18 protein-coding genes are annotated in these 20,757 nt (G+C 64.9%); 8 read left to right on the top strand and 10 right to left on the bottom strand.

Annotated features, from left to right (window positions below):
• The first annotated feature begins 244 nt into the window (after nt 1-244).
• The gene (locus tag DY468_RS07970; RefSeq protein WP_164604017.1) at nt 245-1,693 is read left to right on the top strand and encodes a porin; all 1,449 of its coding nucleotides are present in this window, start codon (nt 245-247) and stop codon (nt 1,691-1,693) included.
• Between the two features lie 756 nt (nt 1,694-2,449).
• Entirely contained in the window at nt 2,450-4,009 is a 1,560-nt protein-coding gene (scpC, locus tag DY468_RS07965) for a succinyl-CoA:acetate CoA-transferase ScpC (RefSeq protein ID WP_164604015.1), read from the top strand.
• 118 nt (nt 4,010-4,127) lie between these two features.
• On the opposite strand, the gene DY468_RS07960 is transcribed toward scpC, so the two are convergent.
• On the bottom strand, nt 4,128-5,180 hold the full coding sequence (locus DY468_RS07960) for an acyltransferase family protein (RefSeq protein WP_164604013.1): 1,053 nt from the start codon (nt 5,178-5,180) through the stop codon (nt 4,128-4,130).
• 171 nt (nt 5,181-5,351) lie between these two features.
• Here DY468_RS07960 and hrpB point away from each other — a divergent pair, with 171 nt between their 5' ends.
• Nucleotides 5,352-7,820, top strand: a complete 2,469-nt coding sequence (gene hrpB / locus DY468_RS07955) for an ATP-dependent helicase HrpB (RefSeq protein WP_164604011.1) — start codon at nt 5,352-5,354, stop codon at nt 7,818-7,820.
• Nucleotides 7,821-7,950: 130 nt separating this feature from the next.
• Nucleotides 7,951-8,472 carry a TIGR02281 family clan AA aspartic protease gene (locus DY468_RS07950; RefSeq protein WP_164604009.1) on the top strand — a complete coding sequence of 174 codons (522 nt, stop codon included), beginning with the start codon at nt 7,951-7,953 and terminating at the stop codon, nt 8,470-8,472.
• A gap of 51 nt (nt 8,473-8,523) precedes the next feature.
• Here DY468_RS07950 and yddG read toward each other — a convergent pair whose 3' ends face one another.
• From yddG to DY468_RS07935, 3 genes are all read right to left on the bottom strand, one after another.
• The gene (gene yddG / locus DY468_RS07945; protein WP_164604007.1) at nt 8,524-9,390 is read right to left on the bottom strand and encodes an aromatic amino acid exporter YddG; all 867 of its coding nucleotides are present in this window, start codon (nt 9,388-9,390) and stop codon (nt 8,524-8,526) included.
• A 76-nt stretch (nt 9,391-9,466) separates the two neighbouring features.
• A complete protein-coding gene (gene phbB, locus DY468_RS07940; protein ID WP_164604005.1) occupies nt 9,467-10,192 on the bottom strand; it encodes an acetoacetyl-CoA reductase in 726 nt (241 codons plus the stop codon).
• Nucleotides 10,193-10,371: 179 nt separating this feature from the next.
• Entirely contained in the window at nt 10,372-11,550 is a 1,179-nt protein-coding gene (locus tag DY468_RS07935) for an acetyl-CoA C-acetyltransferase (RefSeq protein WP_164604004.1), read from the bottom strand.
• A 281-nt stretch (nt 11,551-11,831) separates the two neighbouring features.
• On the opposite strand from DY468_RS07935, the gene phaR reads away from it, so the two are divergent.
• Nucleotides 11,832-12,425 (top strand): polyhydroxyalkanoate synthesis repressor PhaR, encoded by a 594-nt coding sequence (phaR, locus tag DY468_RS07930; protein WP_164604001.1) that lies wholly within the window; start codon nt 11,832-11,834, stop codon nt 12,423-12,425.
• Between the two features lie 132 nt (nt 12,426-12,557).
• On the opposite strand, the gene DY468_RS07925 is transcribed toward phaR, so the two are convergent.
• A complete protein-coding gene (locus DY468_RS07925; RefSeq protein WP_164603999.1) occupies nt 12,558-14,303 on the bottom strand; it encodes a bifunctional diguanylate cyclase/phosphodiesterase in 1,746 nt (581 codons plus the stop codon).
• Nucleotides 14,304-14,542: 239 nt separating this feature from the next.
• Here DY468_RS07925 and DY468_RS07920 point away from each other — a divergent pair, with 239 nt between their 5' ends.
• On the top strand, nt 14,543-14,857 hold the full coding sequence (locus tag DY468_RS07920; RefSeq protein WP_164603997.1) for a hypothetical protein: 315 nt from the start codon (nt 14,543-14,545) through the stop codon (nt 14,855-14,857).
• 18 nt (nt 14,858-14,875) lie between these two features.
• Here DY468_RS07920 and DY468_RS07915 read toward each other — a convergent pair whose 3' ends face one another.
• From DY468_RS07915 to mtgA, 3 genes are all read right to left on the bottom strand, one after another.
• On the bottom strand, nt 14,876-15,505 hold the full coding sequence (locus DY468_RS07915; RefSeq protein ID WP_164603995.1) for a hypothetical protein: 630 nt from the start codon (nt 15,503-15,505) through the stop codon (nt 14,876-14,878).
• A gap of 207 nt (nt 15,506-15,712) precedes the next feature.
• The gene (rpmF, locus tag DY468_RS07910) at nt 15,713-15,895 is read right to left on the bottom strand and encodes a 50S ribosomal protein L32 (protein WP_011156094.1); all 183 of its coding nucleotides are present in this window, start codon (nt 15,893-15,895) and stop codon (nt 15,713-15,715) included.
• A gap of 97 nt (nt 15,896-15,992) precedes the next feature.
• The gene (mtgA, locus tag DY468_RS07905; protein ID WP_349644257.1) at nt 15,993-16,766 is read right to left on the bottom strand and encodes a monofunctional biosynthetic peptidoglycan transglycosylase; all 774 of its coding nucleotides are present in this window, start codon (nt 16,764-16,766) and stop codon (nt 15,993-15,995) included.
• A 102-nt stretch (nt 16,767-16,868) separates the two neighbouring features.
• On the opposite strand from mtgA, the gene DY468_RS07900 reads away from it, so the two are divergent.
• Both DY468_RS07900 and DY468_RS07895 read left to right on the top strand, forming a co-directional pair.
• Nucleotides 16,869-17,795 (top strand): polyprenyl synthetase family protein, encoded by a 927-nt coding sequence (locus DY468_RS07900; RefSeq protein ID WP_164603994.1) that lies wholly within the window; start codon nt 16,869-16,871, stop codon nt 17,793-17,795.
• 7 nt (nt 17,796-17,802) lie between these two features.
• Nucleotides 17,803-18,489 (top strand): DUF1345 domain-containing protein, encoded by a 687-nt coding sequence (locus DY468_RS07895; protein ID WP_164603992.1) that lies wholly within the window; start codon nt 17,803-17,805, stop codon nt 18,487-18,489.
• Between the two features lie 21 nt (nt 18,490-18,510).
• Here the strand turns inward: DY468_RS07895 and DY468_RS07890 are convergent, their stop codons facing one another.
• Nucleotides 18,511-18,954: a BLUF domain-containing protein gene (locus DY468_RS07890; RefSeq protein ID WP_164603990.1), complete on the bottom strand. Its 444-nt coding sequence runs from the start codon at nt 18,952-18,954 to the stop codon at nt 18,511-18,513.
• A gap of 15 nt (nt 18,955-18,969) precedes the next feature.
• Complete coding sequence (locus DY468_RS07885) at nt 18,970-20,553, bottom strand: putative bifunctional diguanylate cyclase/phosphodiesterase (RefSeq protein ID WP_502706215.1); 1,584 nt, start codon at nt 20,551-20,553, stop codon at nt 18,970-18,972.
• Between the last annotated feature and the right edge of the window lie 204 nt (nt 20,554-20,757).

The following is a 20,757-nucleotide window of genomic DNA, read 5'->3' as shown; positions in this document are numbered from 1 at the left end:
CACCGCCGCAGCCTTGTTGCACAAATGCAACGTGACCCGCCAAATCAGATTGCTGAGCAGATAAATGAATTTGCTAACGTGATGAAATCAACCATGATCCGCGCAGACGGGGTGGGGCAACACAAGTCGTCCCGTTGAGAGGTTTGCCACGCCGAGGCATCGGCGAACTTCGCGTCACAGGGCCACCTCGGGTTTCTCCCGCAGGAACCGGCTCCATCCACTTTGTTGACCTTGGAGGGTAGCAATGAACATCATCAAGCAATTGGCGCTGGGAACAGCCGCGGCGGTGATCGCCGTCGGCAGCGCCCAGGCCGCCGATCTTCCGTTGAAGGCGAAAGCCGTCGAATACGTGAAGGTCTGCTCGATCTACGGCGCCGGCTTCTACTACATCCCGGGCACCGACACCTGCATCAAGCTCGGCGGCTATCTCCGCGCCGACGTGACGATCGCGGGCGGCGCCGCCTACAATATGCCGGCCTGGAACGGCAACGCCGGCCAGATGAACCGTCTCACCAACGACTATCAGTTCCGCTCTCGCCAGGACATCAACATCGACACCCGCACCGCGACCGAATACGGCGTGGTTCGCACCTTCTTCGATGCGACGTTCAACTGGACCACGGGTGACGGCATCGCGGCCGGCTCGCTCGGCGTCTACTACGCGTTCGTGCAGTTCGCCGGCTTTACCTTCGGTAAGGCGGTGTCGCAGTTCGACACGCCCTGGACCGGTTATCCGGGCAACAACACCTCGTTCCTGATCGGCGGCTACGACGACGTCACCGGCGTCAACCAGGTGTCGTACACCGCGGAATTCGGCAACGGCGTGTCGGCTTCGATCTCGCTGGAAGATCAGTCGTCGTACCTGCAGTCGGCGCTGTACAACACCTCGACGGGTGCGAACTTCCTGGCCTACGGCACCAATTCCTACGCCGGCACGTCGGTCCCCGACATCGTCGGCAAGGTCCGCGTCGATCAGGCCTGGGGTCTGTTCCAGGTGTCGGCCGCCGCGCATCAGGTTCGCGCCAGCTACTACAACACCGCTCTCGAGACCTCGGGCCACCCGAGCGACACTTGGGGCTACGCGGTGCAGGGCGCCATCTCGCTCAAGAACCTGCCGACCGGCCCCGGCGACAGCATCAACTTGACCGCGACCTACTCCAACGGCGCGACCCGTTACGTGCTGGGCGGCGTGAGCCCGAACTCGTTCGCGATTTACGGCAACAACTCGGTGCCGGGCACCTACCAGAGCGTCGCCTTCGGCGTTGCGGCTGACGGCGTGTTCGCCGGCACCAGCAACCTGAACGGCACCGGCATCGAGAAGACCTCTGCCTGGGGCATCCGTGGTGCGTTCAACCACAACTGGAACCCCTACTGGTCGTCCTCGCTGTTCGGGTCGTACACCAAGATCGACTACAACGGCACCGCGACCGGTCTGATCTGCAGCGGTCTGGGCGCCAACGTGGCCGGCTTCACCTGCAACCCCGACTTCGCGATCTCTCAGATCGGCACCGTCACCCGCTGGACTCCGGTCAAGGGTCTGACCCTGTCGGGCGAAGTGATGTACACCTACCTCGATCAGGCCTCGTCGGGCGTGCTGCCGCTGACTGCTGCAGCCACCAAGCCGGCGGCGTTCTACGAGTTCAAGGATCAGGGCGTCTGGAGCGGCAACCTCCGCGTTCAGCGCAACTTCTGATCTCCGCTTTCTCGACGCAAGAATCTGACGAACCCCGGCGGGCAACCGCCGGGGTTTTTTCTTCGAACCGACCGATTATATCGGCACGTCCGATTGGTGGATTCTGGAAGCACTTCGTCGGGACGCAATCGATCCGTCAGAGGATGCGTCGCTGCGACAGCAAGCTTGGGTCTTTCCGCAGGTTGAGACTTTGATAGTCGCGTGGCCGCGTGCCGGACGGACCTCGGATCATCGCCGGATGGAAACAAGATAATTGATCAAATTACCTGTTGTAGTCATGTAAAATGGCCATATACTTCCGTTCAAGGCCGCCGGTGACCGGTGGCCGTCGAAGGAACCGAAAGCAATTTCTCCTTCATGAGACCTCCAGGAAACCTCCGGCAATGCCCTGCCGGAGGTTTTCGCTTTTTGGCGGCAGCACGGGGGGGCCGTCGGAGCACGGAGCAACGCCCAGAGCTGACATCGGCCTCCTGATAGACGAGCGCGGCCCTGCTCTGCAGCAGAGGCATGCCGCAGCAGATTTGGGCACGGTCCCTCGGCGGCCTTGAACGGCGCCCGCTGGCGGCCGAGTTTACACGCAAAATCAACAACCTGCGGATAGGACCGCGAACCGGAGACCATTGGAGAAGCACTCTGCGGCGACGGCGGGGCGCCGATCGCATGCCTCCTTCGCCATTGGTTGCATGGCTCTTTTTGGCCCAACCGGTAGACGAATTGTTTCGTTTTCCCGCCGCTCCTAGCAAGAAAGAGCCGTTGATGGTCAACGCCGACCGCATCCTTGCTCCCCAACTTCGCTCCAAGGTCATGACTGCAGCCGACGCTGCCGCGCTGATTCCATCCGGTGCGCATGTCGGCATGAGCGGCTTCACCGGCGCCGGCTATCCCAAGCTGCTGCCGCTGGCGCTCGCCGAGCGCATCAACGCGCATCACGCGCGGGGACAAAAGTTCAAGGTCAGCGTCTGGACCGGCGCCTCGACGGCACCCGAGCTGGACGGTGCGCTCGCCAAGGTCGACGGCATCGAGATGCGGCTGCCGTATCAGTCAGACCCGACCTGCCGGAAGCGGATCAACGCCGGCCGGATGGAATACATCGACATCCACCTGTCGCATGTCGCCCAACACGCCTGGTTCGGCTTCCTCGGCAAGCTGGACATCGCGATTGTCGAGGTCGCCGGCATTCGCGAGGACGGCAATCTGATTCCGTCGTCGTCGATCGGCAACAACAAGACCTGGCTCGATCTTGCCGACAAGGTGATTTTGGAAGTCAACGCCTGGCAGGACATCCGCCTCGAAGGCATGCACGATGTGTATTACGGCACGCAGCTGCCGCCGAACCGCAAGCCGATCCCCATCATCGCTTCCGGCGACCGCATCGGTGAGCAGTATCTGCGCTGCGATCCGGCCAAGATCGTTGCAATCGTCGAGACCAACCTGCCCGACCGCAACTCGGCGTTCTCGCCGCCCGACGAAACCTCGCAGGCGATCGCCGGCCACATCCTGGATTTCCTCGGTCACGAGGTGAAGAAGGGCCGGCTGCCGCACAATCTGCTGCCGCTGCAATCCGGCGTCGGCAATGTCGCCAATGCGGTGATGAACGGTCTGGAGGACGGGCCGTTCGACAATCTCACCGCCTACACCGAAGTGCTGCAGGACGGCATGCTGCACCTGTTGCGCAAGGGCAAGCTGACCCATGCCTCGGCGACGGCGCTGTCACTGTCGCCCGAAGGCTACGACGAATTCCTGCGCAACCTCGATTTTTACCGCGAGCGCATCGTGCTGCGGCAGCAGGAGATCTCCAACCATCCCGAAGTGATCCGCCGGCTCGGCGTGATCGCGATGAACGGCATGATCGAGGCCGACATCTACGGCAACGTCAACTCGACCCATGTGATGGGCACCAGCATCATGAACGGCATCGGCGGCTCGGGCGATTTCGCCCGCAACAGCTACCTGTCGTTCTTCATGACGCCGTCGGCCGCCAAGGGCGGCAAGATCTCCTGCATCGTGCCGATGACCTCGCATGTCGATCACACCGAGCACGACGTTCAGGTGATCGTCACCGAACAGGGGCTCGCCGACCTGCGCGGCCTGTCGCCGAAGCAGCGCGCCAAGGTGATCATCGAGAACTGCGCGCACCCGACCTTCCGGCCGGCGCTGAAGGAGTACTTCAAGCGGGCGCTGGAATATTCGCCGGGCCTGCACACTCCGCACATTATCGACGAAGCGCTGACCTTCCTGCCGAACTGGATGGCCAACAAGGCCGCGCGCGAAGCCTGGCGCGACGATGCCGTCGTGCAGGCCGACGCCTGGCGGTAAGGGACCGGCCACGTCCCTCTCTATGTCATTGCGAGCGAAGCGAAGCAATCCAGAGCTCCGCACCGAGCTGGATTGCTTCGTCGCTTCGCTCCTCGCAATGACGAGATGAAAATTATGATTACTCCGCTGCCTGCAGCTGTGTCGCCTTCTTTCGCGGTGCGATCCAGAATGCGTCGGGGCGCTCGAACAGGAAGGTCGCGCCGCTCTTCATCGCCAGCTTCCAGATGATCAGCGCTCCGATCACCCCGGCAATGTTGACCAGAATGGCGATCACGCCAAGATCGAGGAACGCGGCGTATTTCAACAGCAATGCCCGGCTTGTCGCCATCGGCAGGAAGAACGCCAGATAGATCACGATCGAATGCTCGCCGCAGAACCGCAGGCCGTCGAGCCAGCGCTTCTCCGCCAGCAACGTGCCGACCGTGATGATGGCACAAGCCCCCGCAAGGCCGAGCAGGAGCGAAATCACCGGCAGGTCGGCGGCGCCGACATGCACCAGAACGGCGTTGATCACCGCCCACACCGCAAGGCCGAGCAGCGCCAGCACCGGCCGCGCGCGTGCCGAATCCGACAGTGCGAACACCTGGCTGGCGAACAGATAGCCGGTGTAGAAATAAAAGAACCGCGCACAGAACTCGTCCGGCACCATCCAGCCGGTTGTGAGGTGCAGCGATTCCAGCAGCGCCGCAACGCCCCAGATCAGCAGCGGCGGCAGCCGCCGCGTAAGCTTGGTGACGACGAAAAAGATCGGCAGCAGATAGATGAACCACAGCGTGCCGAACGGATCGATGAACGACAGCGCGTAAAGCTTGGCGACCCCCGCCCAGCCCATTTCGGCAGCGAAGCTCGGCGCCTTGAAGACGAACTGAATCGTCACCCACAGCACGTAGAAGTAGGCGAAGTGGACGACCTTGCGGTCGAGATAGGTGCGCCAACCGCGATCGATCACCACTGCGAGAAACAGCCCGGAGATCAGGAAGAAGTCCGGCATCCGGAACGGGCGCGCGAACTCGACCACGTAATGCATGAAGCTGGTCTGGCCGGCTGCGGCCTCGACGCCGAGCACCGAATGCATCATCACCACCATGATGATGCAGATGCCCTTGGCGTAGTCGACCCAGTCGACCCGGCCGCGGTGCATGCGCGGAGCGTGTGTGCCGTTCGCCGTCATGGTTGTTCCCGTGTGATGCGGACGAGACGCATCTTCGGTGCGATCGGTTGCGTTAGTGTTGCCCTTGCCACCGATTATGCCGCATTTTCGGAATTGTGAGCACGGTAGGCTGTTTTGCCGCTGGATGGGGTTTCTGTTAACCATCCGCGCCCCGCACCGTTCGAGCCGCCTTTGACCCGCACCTTCGATACGCCACTTCCAATCGACGACGCGCTGGACGACCTTACCGGCGCGCTGAAAGCCAGCAGCACGGCAGTGCTGGTCGCGCCGCCCGGCGCCGGCAAAACAACCCGAGTGCCGCTGGCGCTGCTCGATGCACCGTGGCTGAAGAATCAAAAGATCATCGTGCTGGAGCCGCGGCGGATCGCCGCCCGCGCCAGCGCCGAGCGGATGGCCAAGACGCTCGGCGAGAAAGCGGGCGAGACGGTCGGCTACCGCGTCCGGTTCGGCTCCAAGGTGTCACGCGCCACCCGAATCGAAGTCGTCACCGAGGGCATCTTCACCCGGCAGATCCTCGACGACCCGGAACTCACCGGCGTCGGCGCGGTGCTGTTCGACGAATTTCACGAGCGCTCACTCGACGCCGACCTCGGCCTGGCGTTGGCGCGTGATGCGCAGCAGGGGCTGCGCGAGGACCTGCGCATCGTGGTGATGTCGGCGACGATCGATGGCGCCCGCGTCGCCAAGCTGCTCGGCGACGCGCCGGTCGTCGAGAGCCTCGGCCGGGCGTTTCCGGTCGAGACCCGCTATCTCGGCCGCCGCAGCGACGCGCCGCTGGAGCGGCAGATGGCCGAGTCGATCGCGCAGGCGCTGCGTGCGGAGCCCGGCTCGGTGCTGGCGTTTCTGCCCGGCGCCGCCGAAATCCGCCGCACCGAGACAATGCTGCGCGAGCGTGTGCAGGACCCGGCGGTGGAGATCGTACCGCTGTTCGGCGCGCTCGACGCCGCGGTGCAGGACCGCGCCATCCAGCCGGCACCGAAGGGCCAGCGCAAAGTGGTGCTGGCGACCTCGATCGCCGAGACGTCGCTGACCATCGAAGGCGTGCGGATCGTGGTCGATTGCGGGTTGTCGCGGGTGCCACGCTACGAGCCCGATCTCGGGCTGACACGATTGGAGACCGTCCGCGCCTCGCGCGCCGCGGTCGATCAGCGCCGCGGCCGGGCCGGGCGGATCGAGCCCGGCGTCTGCTACCGGCTGTGGGACGAGCCGCAGACCGCGTCGCTGCCGGCCTATACGCAGCCTGAAATCCTGTCCGCCGATCTGTCGTCGCTGCTGCTCGACTTGGCGCAGTGGGGCGTTGCCGATCCGTCGTCGCTGGCGTTTCTCGATCCGCCGCCGCAGCCGGCGCTGAAGGAAGCCCGCGAGTTGCTGCGCGAGCTCGGCGCGCTGGATTCCGACGGCCGCATCACCGAGGAAGGCGGCGCCCTGCGGGCGATGGCGCTGCCGCCACGGCTGGCGCGGATGATCGTCGATGCGGCGCGGTTCGGCTGCGCCGACGAGGCCGCCGAGATCGCCGCGATCCTCACGGAGCGAGGCCTCGGCGGCGACAGCGCCGACCTCGACCACCGCCGCGATCAATTCCGCCGCGACCGCTCGCAGCGTGCAACGAGCGCCCGCCAGATGGCGCAGCGCTGGGCTTCGTCACCCTCCCCGTCCCCGCAAGCGGACGGGGAGCTCAGCTCCGGCGTCCTGCTCGCCTTCGCGTTTCCGGATCGCGTCGCCAAGAATCGCGGCAATGGCAGCTTCACGCTGGCCAATGGGCGCGGCGCAACGATCGAGCAGACTTCTGTGCTGGCACGCGCACCGTATCTGGCGGTCGGCGAACTGACCGGCAGCGCCGCGCAGGGCCGCATCCTGCTGGCCGCGCCAATCACGCTGACGGAGATCGAGCTGCAGTTCGGCGATCAGATCACCGACGCCGACGAGGTCAGCTTCGACCGCTCCGCGATGGCGCTCCGCGCCCGGCGCCGCCGCGCGCTGCATGCGATCACGCTGTCGGAGGCGCCGCTGGCGCTGACGCCGTCCGAACGGACCGCGCGCGTGTTCGCCGATGGCCTGGTCGCCGCCGGCCTCGACCGGCTGCCATGGTCGAAGCAGCTTCAGCAATGGCGCGGCCGGGTGATGTTCCTGCGCAAGGCCGAAGGCGACCCCTGGCCGGATCTATCCGATGCCGCTCTGGCCGAGGCGCGCGAAACCTGGCTGGTGCCGATGCTGTTCGACAAGACCGGGCTGAAAGACATCTCGGCCGGCGATCTGTCCGACGCCCTGATGAATCTGCTGCCGTGGGACCTGCGCACGCGGCTCGACCGCGAGGCGCCGACGCATTTCGAGGCGCCCACCGGCTCGAAGCTGCCGATCGATTACGAGGCCGAACAGGGCCCGACCATCGCGGTGCGGCTGCAGGAATTGTTCGGCCTCACCGCCCATCCATCGGTCGCAGGCGGCGCGGTGCCGCTGGTGCTGGAACTGCTGTCGCCGGCGCACCGCCCGGTCCAGGTCACGCGCGACCTGCCCGGCTTCTGGCGCGGCTCCTACGCCGGCGTGCGGGCCGATCTGCGCGGCCGTTATCCGCGCCACCCCTGGCCGGAGGACCCCGCCTCGGCACCGCCGACCCGCCGCGCCAAGCCAAAAGGCACCTGAGCCGGCGCCGGCATTAATCCTTCGCTCACCGTTTTCGCCAAAAACAACCGGATGCATCGGGCGGCGTGGTCGCGTCCGACATCCGCGCATGTTCCAATCCGCGCGGCGACTGGTTGTGTGAGTAGGCGTCATGCGTAGCATCCTGATTTTCGCGGCGGCTCTCGTGGTGCTTGGCACCGCGATGGCTCAAATCGCTGACCGGATTGCGCCGGCGCCGGCCCAGGCACATGCGGCGCCCCCCAGCACCATCGCGATGGCGGCAGCTGCTTCCGAAAGCTATGGCCGTAGCGTCAGCATCGCTCGCGATCCGCGCGGCCACTTCCGCACCGACGGTCGGATCGACGGCCAGCGGCTCACGTTCATGGTGGACACCGGCGCTTCGGTGGTCGCACTCAACGAAAGCTCGGCGGCGCAGTTCGGCCTGCGGCCGTCGCGCGGCGACTACACCACCAAGGTTTCGACGGCGAACGGTCAGGTCAAGGCCGCGCGCGCCCGCATCGCCATGCTGGACGTCGGCGGGCTGATCGTTCGTGATGTCGATGCCCTGGTGCTTCCCGACGAGGCGCTGTCCGAAAACCTGCTCGGCCTGTCGTACCTGTCGAAGCTGAAGCGCTTCGCCTATGCGGACGGCCGGATGGTGCTCGAGCAATAGATGGCGCTTGAGCAATAGGCCCCCCTCCGGCCACGGACCAAAGCGCTGGGGTCAGCCTCGCTTCAGCATGTCTTTGGCCGCCAGCAGCCCGCCGCCGGCGATCAGCAGCGCCGCCAGAGCAAGCGCTGTGGTCGGCCGGGCGTAACCTGCCATGATCAGGAACGCGGTCGACAGTAGCGGCGTGGCGTAGGACGCCGCACCGAGCACGCGGATATCGCCGCGCTTCATCCCGATGTCCCACGCATAGAACGCCGCCCCCACCGGGCCGATGCCGAGCCCGATGATCGCCAACCATTGCAATAGGGTGTCGGGCCAGATCGTGGTTTCGATCACAGCATGCACCAGAGCCGCCAGGACAGCGGTGACAAAGCAGAAGCCGGCAACCGCGTCGGTCGGCACCGCGCTCAGCCGGCGCGACAGCACCGAATAGCTCGCCCACACGAAGGCCGCGACGAAAGCTGCCGCAAGCCCAGGCAAATAGGCGCGTTCGATCGCCGCGCCGTTACCCGTGAACAGCAGCACCGTACCGGCCAGCCCGAGCAGCGCACCGACCAGATGATGCGACTTCAATCGCTCGCCCGGCAGCAGCGACGAGAACAGCACGATCAGCAGCGGCCACAGATAATTCAACAGCCCGGCTTCGGCCGGCGGAGCCAGCCGCAACGCCAGGAAGTACAGCGCGTGATAGCCGAACAGCCCCCCGACGCCGATCGCCCAGACCAGCGGCGGCTGGCGCAGCGCGCGAACCGCCTGCGGCCGCACTATCCATCCGACCGCAGCGGCCACCGCACCGATCGCAAATGTCATCGCAGCGAGCTGGAACGGCGGAATGGTGCCGGTCGCAACCGTCATCACCGCCAGCAGCGACCACATCAGAATCGCCGACAGCCCGATCAACGTCGCAATGCGCGGCGTCATGGCTGCCCCCGTTCAAGGCCCATCGCAACGGCGCGAGATGCGCGCCGTGCGATGGTTGCAGCCCGATCGCCGAGCCTCACACCATGTATTGGCCGCCGTTGATGGTCAGCGTCGAGCCCGTGATGTAGCCGGCATCGTCGCCCGCGAGGAACACCACCGCACGCGCGATCTCCTCGGCTTCGCCGAGCCGGTTGCACGGGATCAGCGGCAGGATCGCCTTGTCGAGCACGTCCTTCGGCACCGCCTGCACCATCTCGGTATTGATGTAACCGGGACAGATGACGTTGACCGTAATGCCGCCGCGCGCATTCTCCAGCGCCAGCGCCTTGGTGAAGCCGATATCGCCCGCCTTGGCGGCCGAATAGTTCACCTGGCCGAACTGCCCCTTCTGCCCGTTGATCGACGAGATGTTGATGACGCGGCCGAACTTGCGCGCACGCATGCCCTCGATCACCTGCCGCGTCATGTTGAACAGCGAACCGAGATTGGTGTTGATCACCGCATTCCACTGCTCGAGCGTCATCTTGTGGAAGGCGCCGTCGCGCGTGATACCGGCATTGTTGATCAGAACGTCGACCGGTCCGAGTTCGGCCTCGACTTTCTTGACGCCTTCGGCACAGGCATCGAACGAACTCACGTCCCATTTGTATACCGGAATACCCGTCTCGCTCTTGAACTTCTCCGCTGCCGAATCGTTGCCCGCATAAGACGCTGCGACCTTGTAGCCCGCCGCTTTCAACGCCTTGCTGATTGCTGCACCGATACCGCGCGTTCCCCCCGTCACTAACGCCACTCGCGCCATTTCCAAATTCCTCCCGCAATTCCTTTGTCGTCTAGAACGCGATTGTGTCTTTTCAAATAAAAGGATGCTCGCCGACGAACATCAAGCAAAAACGCCCGGCAATCTGCCGGGCGTTTGAACAATCGTTCTTGCACTGCAACTGATAAGTTCGTTTACCGCAAATTTGCGGCACGCGTCGATCAGTCGCGAGCGAGACACATCGCGATGCCCATACCACCGCCGATGCACAGCGTCGCGAGTCCCTTCTTGGCGTCGCGCTTTTGCATCTCGTGCAGCAGGGTCACCAGCACGCGCGCACCGGACGCGCCGATCGGGTGACCGATCGCGATCGCGCCGCCATTGACGTTGACCTTCGAGGTGTCCCAGCCGAGGTCCTTGTTCACCGCGCACGCCTGCGCCGCGAACGCTTCGTTGGCCTCGATCAGATCGAGATCGCCGACCGACCAGCCGGCCTTCTTCAGCGCCGCACGCGACGCCGGGATCGGACCAGAGCCCATGATCTTCGGATCGACGCCGGCCTGGCCCCACGACACGATGCGGGCCAGCGGCTTCTTGCCGAGCTTCTCCGCCTGCTTGGCGGTCATCAGCACCACCGCGGCGGCGCCGTCATTGATGCCCGAGGCGGAGCCCGCCGTAACCGTGCCGTCCTTCTCGAACGCCGGCTTCAGCTTGGCCATCGCTTCGATCGTGGCGCCGTGGCGCGGATACTCGTCGGTGTCGACCACGATGTCGCCCTTGCGGGTCTTGATCGTCACCGGCGCGATCTCGTCCTTGAACTTGCCGGCCTTCTGCGCAGCTTCGGCCTTCTGCTGCGAAGCGACAGCGAATTCGTCCTGCTGAGCGCGCGTGATCTGCCACTGCCGCGCGACGTTCTCGGCGGTGTTGCCCATGTGGTAACCGTTGAAGGCATCCCACAGGCCGTCCTTGAGCATGGTGTCGACCAGTTCGACCGCGCCCATTTTCACGCCGCCGCGCAAATATTGCGCATGAGGCGCCATGCTCATCGATTCCTGACCGCCCGCAACGACGATGTCGGAGTCACCATTCATCAGCGCCTGGTAGCCGAGCGCGACCGAGCGAAGACCCGACCCGCAAAGCTGGTTAATGCCCCACGCCGGGCTTTCGACCGGAATACCGGCAGCGATCGACGCCTGCCGCGCCGGGTTCTGTCCCTGACCCGCGGTCAGAATCTGACCCATGATCACTTCAGAAACCTGCGCCGGATCGATGCCGCCGCGCTCCAGCGCGGCTTTGATCGCGACCGCGCCGAGCTCGTGCGCTGGCGTTGTGGCAAAGGCGCCGTTGAAACTTCCGACAGCGGTGCGAGCAGCGCTGACGATGACGACATCGTCCGACATGGACATCTCCTGGGCTTGGGTTTTTGACGGGCTCTTGGACGGCGGGACCTGGGTTGGCGTGCCGGTGTCGGCACGCATCCTGTGAAGCCGGCGGCGGCGTGTCAATCCGGCACACGCATCTTGGTGCTTCGATGCCGCTGAATTCACCCTGACACCGCCAGCCTGCCGGCACTGCACAAAACGGTAGCCGAAGGGCATTGAAAGTGCTTACTTTATTGCATTGCGTCTCAGCCTGCTGTCGGGAGGCGGCGGGTTCCTTATCCTCCGTGTGTGTGGGTGACATGGCGAAATCAGACCAACCGACCACGATCAAAAAATACGCGAACCGGCGACTCTACAACACCGGCACCAGTACTTACGTGACGCTCGAAGATCTCGCCGCGATGGTGAAGGACGGCGAGGACTTCCTCGTTTACGACGCCAAGACGGGCGACGACATCACCCGCAGCGTGCTCGCGCAGATCATCTTCGAGCAAGAGAACAAGGCCGGGCAGAACCTTCTGCCGACCACCTTCCTCCGGCAACTCATCCGGTTCTACGGCGACAGCATGCAAATGGTGGTGCCGAAGTATCTGGAGCAGTCGATCGACTCGCTGACGCGCGAGCAGGAAAAATTCCGCAAGCAGATGGCATCGACCTTCAGCATGACGCCGTTCGCGCCGCTGGAAGAAACCGTCCGCCGCAACATGGAGCTTTTCCAGCAGACCTTCTCGATGTTCGTGCCGCGCAAGCCGAGCCACGAATCAGGCGATGAAGCGCCCGCCGAAACCAGCAGTGGCGGCTCCGACAGCATCGAAGATCTGCGCCGGCAGATGAAAGAGATGCAGGACCGGCTCGAGCGGATGTCGATCGAACAGCCGAAGAAAGACGAATAGCGGCAAGGCTTGCTGCTCAGACAACTTTCCGGTTCTGATTCTATCAGAACCGGAAAGCTTCGATGACCTGTCAATCGAGTGGAAGCCGGGCCAGCCAGCGTTCGCGAGGCTCGGCCGTCCCGCTTAGTTTTGCTAATAGACCGCTTGACCGGCGAGGCTCGCAGCCGCTGCGGCGGCGATCGGCCACGGCCGACGCTGCGACGCCAGTCCGATCAACCGTCCCTGGATGTAGTCGCATCCCCAGTCGCGCAACAGCTGCGCGGATTCTTCGTCTTGCACCCATTCGGCCACGGTCTTGATACCGAGCCGTCGTGCCAGATCGATCAGCGTCTGTACGAAGGCACGGTCATCGGCCGAGCGCGCGATGTTCTGCACGAAGGCACCGTCGATCTTGACGATATCGACCCCGAGCGCGCGCAGATTGCGGAACGAGGTGTAGCCCGCGCCGAAATCGTCGATCGCGATCTTGGCGCCGAGACTCTTGAGCCGGTTGACGAACCCGCGGACTTCGTCGAGGTCGGGAATCGCCACGGTCTCGGTGATCTCGACGATCAAGCGCTGCGCGAGGCTGGGATGCGCAAGCATCAGCGATTCGATCCCCGCCCACCAGTCGGGATCTATCGTGGTATCGGGCGAGATGTTGAGGCTGAGCGAGACGTCCGGAGCGGCGGACAGCTCGGCCACCACCAGCTCCAGCACACGATGATCGACCAGCCGGATCAACCCTAATCGCTCGGCCACCGGGACGATATCGGGCGCGAGCAGAACCTGACCGTCGTCGGTCCTCATCCGCACCAAGCACTCGTAGAAGGCAGGCTCTCGGGACGACGCCGAGACGACGGGCTCGTAGGCCAGCACAATGCGCCGCTCATTCAACGCGGCAACGATCTCGTCGGTGACGCGGATGTTGACCCGGCGCTGCGTGTCGCGCTCGACGTTCGGTCGCCACATCGAAAACGAGCCGCTGCGGCGATGCTTGGCGGCGGCCAGCGCCTCCTGGGCGCGGTTGATCGCTTCCTCGGCATTGCGCGCGTGACGCGGCGCGCTCACCGCGCCGATCGACACGGTGGCCGACACAGGGCCGGACCGCGTCGGCACGATCTCGCCACCGACCGCCGCGAGAAATCGCCCCACCGCGATTTGCGCATCGTCGATGGAGCAGTTCTTCAGAACCAATCCGAATTTGTTGCCAGAGAACCGACCGAGCTGATCGCCGGCACGCAGCCGGCTGCGGATCCGCCCGGCGATCGTCGAGATGACTTCGTCGGCGACGTCGAATCCGAACGAATCGTTGACCCGCGCCAAATGGTCGATGCCGACCAGCATGAACGACAGGCTGGTGCGAAACCGCGCGGACTCTTCAATCGCCTCGGCGAGCGCCGCGATCAGATGAGCGCGGTTGAGCTCGCCTGTCAGGGGATCGTGCTGCGACAATTTCAGGAGCTGCTCGTCCCAGGCATGCCGCTCGTTGTTGATGCGAACGATGCCCTGAACACGCGACGGACGGCCATCGGGACCGGCGAACCAAACCCCGGTTTCTTCGATCCAGCAAACCGGCGCGGCGGTGGAAACACGGATGCCATACTCGATCCGGTACGGCACGCAGCCGGGTCCTACGGCCGCAGCGGCGTTCAGCAGCGCGTCGGAACGAACGCTCCGCGATGGCTCGAGCAGCGTCGAAAAGCTGGCTCCGGTGGCCAGCGTCGACGCCGGAATGTCTTGAAACAGATCCTCGACCGCCCCGGTCCAGGCCAACGCGTCGGTGGCCAGATCCCACACGAAGGCCGCTTGCCCGAGCAGCGACAGGATCGACGACGGAAAAAGATCGCTCGCGATCTGCGCGGTCGATGGGCGGGGCGCAGGAACGGCGGACGACACGACTGCCTCGTTTCGGGACGCTGTCAGGTGATTCTCCTGTGCAGGATAGGTCGGCAGACCCTCCGCACGCTAGGTCGATTCAATTAAGAATTCGGAAACCAAGTCCGATTCCAGGACAGGAACGAATGCCCGGACCTAGGTATATTACGAGGTACGAGCCTCCGGCACACGACTTGCGAAGACGGCATCAGGACGGGGTCACCCGTTCCGAAACGAGACAAGTGAACGCGGGTGCGAGAATGGCGAATATCTGGATCGACGACGGCAGCGACGTCCACGGCGCCTCGGCGGAACCGGATTGCGAAGAGGGCGAACTGATCGAGCCGTTGCCGATCCCGGTGACGCCGCCGCCGATGCGAACCCGCTACACCGATCGGCAGGTGCGGCCGTCTTCGAACTTCGTGGCACATTTGATGGCAATTGACGGCGGCTATCCGCAGACCCGCGACAGCCATCGGGCCGAGCCGGGCCAGGCCAATGCCGCTTACCGCGCGGCGCCGGGCCACGCCTTCAGCCCCCCGCCGTCCGGCTTCCGAACTCAACGGACATCGTGATCACCTAGCCGAAGCAGCTCAGCGGGCAGGCGACTTATCGGTGTCCTCTGGCGTCTCGGCGGATTTCACCGGCTCCGGTCGGTCGAGTAAAACTGCTTCCGCAATCGACGCCGCAGCGGCGGCGGACACAGAGGCCGGCTCGACCGGTTGCGGCGCCATCGCGGCCGACGGCAGCGCGGGCGCGGCGTGTTCGACCTTCTCGGACGGTTGAACAGCGTTGGCCGAGGATGGTTGGTCCGGTCTTGCGGCGACCTGACGAGCTGCACGCGCGGCCTTCCGATGCCGGCTGCGCAACGCAATGCCGCTGAGGAAATCGACCAGCGCGAGCATCACCAGCAGAAACACGGTCGGATTGGCAAACTGCGGCAACATCACAAATTCGGCCGCCGTGCCGCCGAGCACCAGCAAAGACAGCAAATGATCGGTGAGGTATTTGGCGCCGGGTCGTGCCGCCTTCATCACCTCGGGCAGCAGCAACAACACGCCGAGGGCCACCAGGACGTCGCCGAGCCGGATCGCCCAGGCCGCTCCCGACGGAAGCGCAAGACTCCAAAGCGGGGCGTCGAAACTCAGCCCCGGCATCAGAAACACGATGATGTTGCAGATCGCGACTGGAATCAGCAGCAGCGGAAAACCGATAATCGACATCGGCGAAGCCTGTGGTTCACGACAACCAGACGCGAGCGGGCCTTCGTCCGGACGCGAACGTCAACGCGTTAACGCAACACTTGGCACGAATTCAGACATCGGTCGGGGCCATTCACGATGCTGCCGCACAGATGCGGCTCGCGCTCGCGTGCACCCTGAGGGTCGGAGCGACACGCATGCCGCGCCGACCGGATCCGAGCAGAAAGCTCAGGAATCCTTCTTCTTCAGAACCTGGCGGCCCTTGTACATCCCGGTCTTGAGATCGAGATGGTGGGGGCGGCGCAGTTCGCCGGAATCCTTGTCCTCGACATAGGTCGGGCGCTTGATCGCGTCCGCGGACCGGCGCATGCCACGCCGCGAGGGCGAAGTTTTTCTTCTCGGAACGGCCATATCGGTAATCCTTAACGGAGGTTCCCTGGCGAAATCGGTGTCGGCGTCCACACTCGGACGGCCCGCTTGCGCGCAGGCGAAATGCGTAAGGCCGGGCTTATAACGGAAGCTGGATGGGATTGCTAGGGCGGTCGGCGGTCAAAATGCCGCCAAGTGAGTGGCGAGATTCGCGATTTTCCCGCCAGCACTGCCGCAGCTCGGCCGATCGGGCCCGCGCCACATAGGTAGCTGCAAGCCGCCGGACACCGGGGCCGGGCGTCTTGGCGCTCCGGATGTGGGGGTTCGGCAGGATCGCCGCCAACAGCGCCGCCTCCTTGGCGGATAATTGCGCGGCGGAGCGGCCGAAGGCGTAATCGGCGCCGGCCATCGCACCGAATTGGCCGCTCGGGCCCCATTCGGCGATGTTGAGGTAGATTTCGAGAATCCGCTGCTTGGGCAGCACGAAGTCGATCCACAGCGCCAGCGGTGCCTCCAGCGCCTTGCGGATGACGCTGCGCCCCGGCCACAGGAACAGGTTCTTCGCGACCTGCTGGGTGATGGTCGAGCCGCCACGGCTGGCCTCGCCGTCCTGCATGTCGTCGATCACGTCGCGCACCGAATCCCAGTCAATGCCGTGATGGCTGCAGAACTTGGCGTCCTCGGCCGCCACCACGCTGCGCGGCAGCGCCGGCGCGATGGTCTCGATGTCGATCCAGGTCCGGCTGACCGGCGCGCCGGTGGCCCAGCGCCACAGCATCAGCGTCGAGACCGGCTGGCCGCCGCCATACAGGATGGTGAGGAGATAAGGCAGGGCCAGCAGCGCGAGCCCTACGAGGATGACAATGCGAACCACACGCTTGGTGCGAGGCGCAAACGCAGCGGGATCAGACACGATCGCTCCCGGTGATGGCGTGGCCCCCTTGCCCTCCGCCGAATTGACGAAGCCGGTGCCATGATGAATGGTCCGGCCGAATTTTATCTGGAGCACTTCCGAATGGCCACCGGCACTTCCACGATCGACTTTGCCAAGCGGCTCGACACCACCGCCGAGGATACCGAAGCGCTGCTCGGCCGGCTGTTGTCCGACGAATTGATGTCCGACGAGATCGCCCGGCCGCGCCGGCTGATGGAGGCGATCCGCTACTCCACGCTCGGCGGCGGCAAGCGGCTGCGGCCGTTCCTGGCGGTCGAGAGTGCTGCGGTGTTCGGCATCGATCGCGCGGCTGCACTCTTGGTCGGCGCCGCGCTCGAGTGCATCCACTGCTACTCGCTGATCCACGACGATCTGCCGGCGATGGACAACAGCGATCTGCGCCGCGGCCGGCCGACGCTGCACAAGGCCTATGACGACGCCACCGCCATTCTGGCCGGCGACGCGCTGCTGACCTTCGCATTCGACATCGTCACCCGCGACGAAGTGCACAACGACCCGACCGTGCGCTTGATGTTGACGCGGGTGCTGGCGCGCTGCGCCGGGCTCGGCGGCATGGTGGGTGGCCAGATGCTGGATCTCGCCGGTGAAGGCCGGTTCGGTGATCGCGAACCGGTCGACGTTGCGCGGCTGCAGCAGATGAAGACCGGCGCGCTGCTTCGCTACGGCTGCGTCGCCGGCGCGCTCCTCGGTCAGGCCAACGCCGACCAGTATCGCGCGCTCGACGATTACGGCCGCGCGCTCGGCGAAGCGTTCCAGATCGCCGACGATCTGCTCGACGTCGAAGGCGACGCCGAAGCGCTCGGCAAGCCGGCCGGCGCCGACGCCGCGCTCGGCAAGACCACCTTCGTCACCCAGCTCGGCATCGACGGCGCCAAGCAGCGGCTGCGCGACCTGATCGCGCGCGCCGACCAGGCACTGGAGCCGTTCGGCGACCGCGGCGACGTGCTGCGCGCCGCCGCCCGTTTCGTCGCCGAGCGGAAGAACTGATCGACCGATGCCCCATCATCCGGACGACGATGTGCGTCTGCTTCGGTTTCGGAAGCTGCCGCGCGTCGTCCGGCTGGTGTATTCGCGGCCGCGGCTGTTCGCCTCGATCGCGGTCGGCATCGCCGCGGCGCTGTTGCTGCCGGGGTGGCTGCGGCCGGTGACGCGGGCGCTGATCGGCTGGGACGTGTCGATCGTCGTCTATCTGGTGCTGGCCTTTGCGATGATGGCACGCTGCAGCATCGCCTACATCCGCCGCAACGCGGTGCTGCAGGACGACGGCCGCTTCCTGATCCTGATGGTGACGGCGTTCGGCGCCTTCGCCAGCATCGCGGCGATCGTCTCCGAACTCGGCAACGCGCATCGCGGCGCCGCCGAATTGGCGCTCGCCACTTTCACGATCGCGCTGTCATGGGCGGCGGTTCACACCACCTTCGCGCTGCATTACGCCCACGAATATTATCGCGGCGACCGCGAAGGCGGCTTGGCGTTCCCGGGCGCCGAGGCGCACGCCGAGCCCGATTATTGGGACTTCGTGTATTTCTCGTTCGTGATCGGCATGACCGCGCAGGTGTCGGATGTCGGCATCACCGACAAGATCATCCGCCGCACCGCGACCGCGCACGGTGTGGCGTCTTTCGTATTCAACACCGCGCTGGTGGCACTGATGGTCAACATCGCGGCGAGCGCGATCTGACTTGCTGTTCGCAGGCGCCGCTCAGGCCGCGCGAGCTTCTTCTTCGTAAGCGAGATGGCGGACGATCTCGAGCAGACGATCGCCCGCGATCCGCTCGGTACTGAACCCGGTCTGCCGGCCGATATGACCGAACAGGTTTTCGTCCTCGCGCGAGCGGCCGAGAAACGCCATCGACCAGTTGCTGAACAGCCGCCCGGACGAGGCGGTGAAAGCGAGCACCTGAATGTCGCCGTGGCGCTCGTCGCGCAGGATCTTTTCGAACAGCGTTTCCACCGACTCGCACGGCCCTTCGAGCACCTGGGCGAAAAGACCGCGGTTGAACAGCAAGGCGCCGGTGATCGAGAGCCGCGGGTTGTTGCGGCGCGCGGCCGCCAGGATCGACTCGATCTCCTCGGCGATTCGCGCCGGCCCTCCGGCAATCAGGTTTCTACTGTAGTACACGCAGCGATACAGCTCGCTCGACATCTGCGATGCTCCCGGTCAGAGACTGACTTCCGTCGCCGCGTCGATCACGTTGCGGCTCTCGGCGAGAAAATGCTCGATCTCTCCCGGAGGGATCGGCCGGCTGATCAGATAGCCCTGCACGTCGGTGCAGCCGTCGGCTGCGACCCGCGCGAGCTGATCTTCGGTTTCGACCCCTTCGGCAACCGTCGCCATGCCAAGGCTGGCGCCGAGCGAGGCGATTGCGCGGACGATCGCGCGGTTACCGGGATCCTCGGAGGCTTCGCGCACAAACGACTGATCGATCTTGATCTTGTCGAACGGAAAGCTGCGCAGATAGCCGAGCGACGAATAGCCGGTTCCGAAATCGTCGAGCGATACCCGGACACCCAGTCCGCGAAGCTGCTGCAGCACGCCGAGCGCATTTCCTCGCGAATCGAGCATCACGCTTTCGGTGATCTCGAGCTCCAGTCGCCGCGGATCGAGCCCGCTGTCGGCGAGCGCCGACACCACGGTCGCCACCAGCGACCGGTTGGCAAACTGGATCGCCGAAATGTTGACCGCGACCATGTAGTCGCCCGGCCAGCTTGCAGCATCCCGGCAGGCGGTGCGCAGCACCCATTCGCCGATCGGACCGATGATCCCGGTTTCTTCCGCAATCGGAATGAAATCGAGCGGCGACACCGGACCGCGCGTCGGGCAGCGCCAGCGCAGCAACGCCTCGAAGCCGGCCACCCGGCGGCTCTGCAGATTGACCTGCGGCTGATACACCAGCGAGAACTCGCGCAGCGCCAGAGCGCGGCGCAGATCGGTCTCCAGCGCCCGCCGCGCCCGCATGCTCTCGTCCATCGCGGATTCGAACACGCGATATCCGGCGTAGCGTTCCTGCTTGGCGCGATGCAGCGCCAAATCGGCGTTCTTCAGCACCCCGTCGACGTCGATGTCGGCGTCGTCGAGCAGCGCGATGCCGACGAAAGCACTGACATTGATGAGCTGGCCTTCGAGCAGATACGGCCGGCTGAGCAAGTCGACCAGACGTTTGGCCAGGGTCACCGAGGCTTCCGGCTGATCTCGCCCCATCTGGATCACGCCGAACTCGTCGGCGTCGAGCCGGGCCAGCACGTCGCTCGGCGCCAGCGCCGAGCTGATGCGCTTGGCCACCAGACACAGCAGCGCATCGCCGATGGTGCGCCCGAGCGTGTCGTTGATCGCCTTGAAGCGATCGAGATCGATGGTCAGCACCGCGGCGTCGCAACGAACGTCCGCCGGCTGCGTCAGCAGATCGGCGAGCCGCTCGTGAAACACCAGGCGGTTCGCCAATTGGGTGAGCCGATCGATGCGCGACAGCTCGACACCGGCGATGCCCTGGCGCAGGCGCTCGCTGATATCGGCGGCGCTGATCAGCCAGCCGTCGGGAAATCCCGTGATGTCGATCCAGTAGATCCGTTCGTCCGGGAAAATGATCGGGCGCGACGCCTTGCCGCCGTCGTAGCTGGGGTCGAAGCCGAACCGCGACAGCAGCTGCTTGGACGGAATCGTACCAAAGGCGAGATCGAACGTCGGATTGGTCATCACGATCTCGCCCTCCGGCGAGATCAGCGCGAGCCCGATATCGATCGCCATGAACGCCGCCAGCGTCAGCCGAGCTTTGCCCTGCGACAGGTCGTGATCGTCCGCAGCCCCCGGCGCGTTGCCGCACGCCGGTGGCTCCAACAGATCAACCGTTCTGATGACCGAGACTACCCCCATAACCTTGAACAAAACGCGGGGAGTATTGCCAAAAGCATAATTACAACCAGACCGTCACAGCGACGGTGAATCGCTGGT

Source organism: Rhodopseudomonas sp. BR0M22, from assembly GCF_010907035.1.
Classification (GTDB): Bacteria; Pseudomonadota; Alphaproteobacteria; order Rhizobiales; family Xanthobacteraceae; genus Rhodopseudomonas.
The sequence above is the reverse complement of the archived record's forward strand: the minus strand, read 5'-3'. Positions and strand labels throughout refer to the sequence as shown.